The following is a 4,422-nucleotide window of genomic DNA, read 5'->3' as shown; positions in this document are numbered from 1 at the left end:
TTTAACGCTGATGGTAATACTAATGTAACTTCTAATCAAGCTGTTCTTGGACAAACAATACCATTTACAGGCGAGTATGGTATATCTAAAAACCCTGAGTCTTTTGCATCAGAATCATATAGAGTTTATTTTGCTGATAAAGCAAGAGGAGCTGTATTAAGATTATCAAGAGATGGTTTAACTCCTATATCTGAAGCAGGTATGAGAGATTGGTTTAAAGATAATTTAAGATTTGCATCTTCTATTATAGGTAGCTACGACGATAGAGAAGACCAATACAATATTACTGTAGAAACTAGAGATCAAGATGGTAATGACAAGGCTTATACTTTAAGCTGGGTTGAATCTAAAAAAGGTTGGGTTAGTTTTAAATCGTTTATACAACAAGGTGGTATTAGTCACAAAAACATTTATTACACTTTCCGTTCTAATAAATACAACTATAGAAATTATGAAGATCCATGGGGTGTTAATTATTATTCTCCTGGTCAAGGTAGAGCTGAAACATGGCAGCATCATTTAGATTTAATTATAAAAAGAGATGTACAAGTTTCTTCATCTTCAGCTAATAATATAATTGTTGTTTCAAACGGTTTAGGAACTTTAGTACCTGGTATGAACGTAGAAGGAAATGGTATATATATAGATACTATAATAAACGAAGTAACTTGTACTGGTCAAACTTGTACTGTAAAATTAAACAAAGCTGCTTGGGTAGAAAATGGAAACGTTATAACTTTTACTACAGCAAGAAATAGTTTTTATGGTAACAATGAACATTATTCTTCTGTTAAAGTATTGTTTAACAAAGCGCAAGGTATTGTAAAAAGATTTAAAACGTTAGATTACGAAGGTACTCAAGCTAAAATAATACGAAGAGATAATAATAATCATATATTAGAAGGTCAAAATCTTGGTCAAATATACTACGATAACGTTGCTAAAAAAGGTTGGTATGTAGAAAATATGTTTACTGACATGCAAGAAGGTAGAGTACCTGAGTTTTTAGACAAAGAAAACAAATGGTATAACTTTATTAGAGGTTATGAAGATGCTGGTAAACACGATGAAATAGATACTAGTGAGTTTTCATTACAAGGTTTAGGAAGAGCTGATGTTGGAGAAGAACCACCTCCGCCACCACCACCTCCACCACCGCCTCCGCCACCGCCGCCACCACCGACGACGACGACGGATGCCCCTGAAGTTGTGTGCTCCAGCCTCAACCAGGAATTCGTGGTGTATTTCGAGTGGGATCGTGCGGATCTGACGAGCCAGGCGGCTGCCGTTATCGACCAAGCGGTCGCTAACATTAATGGCGAAGCCGGTTGTGCACCGAACACTGTTTCGATCGCAGGCCACACGGATACGTCCGGTGCAAGCGCATACAACCAGCGCCTGTCCCAGCGTCGTGCTGACATCGTGGCAAGTGCGCTCGCTTCCCGTGGTATCGATTCGTCGATCATCACCGAAGAAGCCAAGGGCGAAACGGATCTTGCAAAAGCGACCCGCGATGGTGTTCGTGAGCCTCTGAACCGTCGTTCGGAAGTTGTGATCACTGTTCAGTAGTCACTGACACTTTCATCAAACGGCCCGGCAGTTATCTGCCGGGCCGTTTTTGTATGGGGCCGTGTTGATCCCACTTGCCGGGCCTAGTTTCCTGTGAAACCAAGAGACCATGGATACATTGCAATCACTCAGCCGCGAAGATGAAGCCGCGCGTGAGCGTCTCAATAGCGCGAGCGAAGACATGGTGCAGCGCACCTGTAGTTGGTCTGACATCAATACGGGTAGCTGGAACACAGCAGGTCTTAAAAGCTTCGCGCCTGTTCTGGCCGGAGCATTTTCAGAACTGCAGGCCCATATTGATGTCATCGAAACTGAGGGTTTCGAAGCCGTGGCCGATAGCGGCAAGACGGAAGTTCAAATGACAGGACCTGTCATTGAAGTCACCGCGCGGCCAGAAGCTGACGTACAGGTCATTATGTCCGGGCACTATGACACGGTGTTTCCGGAAGGCACTTTCGAGGGGGTGACCGACTTGGGGGACGGGCGTCTCAATGGTCCCGGCATGGCGGACATGAAGGGTGGCCTGTGCGTGATGTTGGAAGCGCTGAAAGCGTTTGAAGCCGGATCTTTGCGAGACCGACTAGGATACAAGATCGTTCTGACGCCGGATGAAGAAATCGGAAATTTTGCGAGTGCTGAATATTTGACCCGGGCCGCCAAGTCCGGTGCGATGATCGGTATGACGTATGAACCCGCCATGGAGACCGGCGCCATGTCGGGTGGCCGCAAGGGGTCGGCTGTTTTTGACATCGTGCTGCACGGTAAAGCGGCGCATGCTGGCCGCGCGAAAGAAGAGGGGCGCAGCGCGATAGAGGCAGCAGCCGAATTGGTGCTCGGGCTGGAGGCGATGAATGGCACACGCGACGGTGTTACCCTGAATGTCGGCTCAATTGACGGTGGGTCCGCCGTCAATATCGTGCCAGATCTCGCAGTCGTTCGGTTTGGCGCGCGCGCGCCGGATGCAGAGAGTGCTGAGTGGGCGACGTCTGAAGTTCGCAGGCTGTTTGAACGTGCGATCGCGCGCGATGGCATCAGCGGTCATCTTCACGGGGGCTTTTACCGTCCTCCAAAACCCAGAAATGCCGCGCAGCAGGCTCTGTTCGATGCGGTACATGCGACTGGGCAGGCAATCGGCCTCGAACTGGAATTTGTCGATACGGGGGGCGTGTGCGAGGGCAACAATATCTTTGCTGCTGGCGTCCCAAATGTCGATACTCTCGGAGTTCGCGGTGGTCGCATTCATTCCAATGAAGAATATGTGGTAACGGATAGTTTTGCTGAGCGGGCGACGCTGTCAGCGCTTTTGTTGAATCGACTCGCAGATGGCCGTCTGGATGCACGCCGGATCAAATCACTCATGGGTCAGTAAAATGTCTACACCCTATGTCATGCGCCCGTCGAAGCTGGAGGATCTGCCAGCTCTGATGGAACTTGCTGAACTGTCAGGCCCAGGGTTTACCAGCCTACCAGTCGACGAGAGTATTCTGGAAAAGAGACTCTCAAAGTCCGAGAAGGCGTTTGCAGGGCGTCTGGACCGGATCGAGTATGGAAAGTACCTCCTGATGATGGAGGATGCCGACACGGGCGAGGTGGTCGGATGTTCAGCGGTAAAAGCTGGGACAGGAATTGACCAGCCTTTCTTCAACTATCGGATCATCACACTGTCTCAAGCCAGCCAAGCTGCTGGCAATATGCGGTTCGACATGGATGCACTGGTGCTGACAAATGAATATGTTGGGTATACGGAAGTTGGTACGCTATTTCTGAAAGCAAATCATCGCGGGGGTGGGGCAGGTCGTCTTGCTGCGCAATCACGCTATTTGTTGATGGCAACCGACCCCGCGCGTTTCGGGACCAATGTGCTCGCGGAACTCCGCGGCGTGATTGATCAGAATGGTGTTTCGCCTTTCTGGGAGTGCCTTGGTCGTCATTTCTTTCGTATGGACTTTGACGAGGCTGACCGCTTGTCTGCGACCACGGACAATCAGTTTATCTGTGACTTGATGCCGAAATACCCAATTTACGTGGACCTGTTGCCGCCAGAGGCACGTGAGGTAATTGGGCGGTGCCATTCTGAAGGCGTAGGTGCGTACAAGCTCTTGCAGTGGGAAGGCTTCGAATTCGACCGCACCGTAGACATATTTGATGGTGGACCATTGGTCGCCACGCAGAAGCGACACTTGCGGACGATACGTGAGAGCCAGGAGGTGCGTCTGGAGGTGTTAAATGATGCAGGGGCACCAGAATTCAAGCAAGGACTGGTTTCGACCGACGAGTTGCCCGACTTTCGCGTGTGCCAGGCTGCCATTGCAATGCGCGACGATCAGACTGCGGTCACGACTGCAGACACTTTTGAAAAGCTTCAGATCAAGCCTGGAGCAAGAACCCGAATCTGGGTGAGGAGTTAGTGATGAACGACGCCGTCTGGATTGACGGGAGCTGGAGGCGTGGAAGCGGAGACGTATTCCAGAATTACTGTCCAGCAACTGGTGATGTGGCTTGGGAAGGTGCTTCCGCGACGGCCGGTGACGTACATGATGCTGTAGAAAGCGCACGCCGTGCATTTCACGGATGGTCTAGAATGCCGCAAAGCGAGCGCACAGCAATCCTTGAGGCTTATGCGGACGAGATTGGCAAGCGCACCGATGCGATTGCCGAGGCCATCAGCAAGGATATGGGTAAAGCCCTCTGGGAGTCGCGCGGTGAAGCTGCGACTATGAAAGCCAAGGTGGCTGTTTCGATTGCAGCTCAGGTGGAGCGCGCAGGCGGGAAAGTCCAGGAAGCAGCATTTGGCTCCATGCACCTGACTCACCGGGCGCACGGGGTAATGGCAGTATACGGTCCATTCAATTT

4 protein-coding genes are annotated in these 4,422 nt (G+C 50.0%); all 4 read left to right on the top strand.

The genetic code is table 11. The annotated features are described in order from the left end of the window. A partial coding sequence (locus tag B4F73_RS06045) for an OmpA family protein (RefSeq protein WP_349679546.1) occupies window positions 1-1,569 on the top strand: 1,569 nt, incomplete at its 5' end. Window positions 1,570-1,678: 109 nt separating this feature from the next. Continuing rightward, window positions 1,679-2,938, top strand: a complete 1,260-nt coding sequence (locus tag B4F73_RS06040; RefSeq protein WP_290482739.1) for a hydrolase — start codon at window positions 1,679-1,681, stop codon at window positions 2,936-2,938. A gap of 1 nt (window position 2,939) precedes the next feature. Beyond that, entirely contained in the window at window positions 2,940-3,977 is a 1,038-nt protein-coding gene (locus B4F73_RS06035) for an arginine N-succinyltransferase (RefSeq protein ID WP_290482738.1), read from the top strand. A 2-nt stretch (window positions 3,978-3,979) separates the two neighbouring features. Continuing rightward, window positions 3,980-4,422, top strand: a 443-nt coding sequence (locus tag B4F73_RS06030) for an aldehyde dehydrogenase family protein (RefSeq protein WP_290482737.1), incomplete at its 3' end; no start/stop codon positions are given.

Origin of the sequence: Hyphomonas sp. UBA3601 (assembly GCF_002375605.1) — a bacterium.
Lineage (GTDB): Bacteria > Pseudomonadota > Alphaproteobacteria > Caulobacterales > Hyphomonadaceae > Hyphomonas.
The sequence above is the reverse complement of the archived record's forward strand: the minus strand, read 5'-3'. Positions and strand labels throughout refer to the sequence as shown.

What these genes read in the sequence shown, in the direction of transcription:
- B4F73_RS06040 (WP_290482739.1), top strand. Translation starts at nt 1,679, where the DNA reads ATGGATACATTGCAATCACTCAGCCGCGAAGATGAAGCCGCGCGTGAG.
- B4F73_RS06035 (WP_290482738.1), top strand. Translation starts at nt 2,940, where the DNA reads ATGTCTACACCCTATGTCATGCGCCCGTCGAAGCTGGAGGATCTGCCA.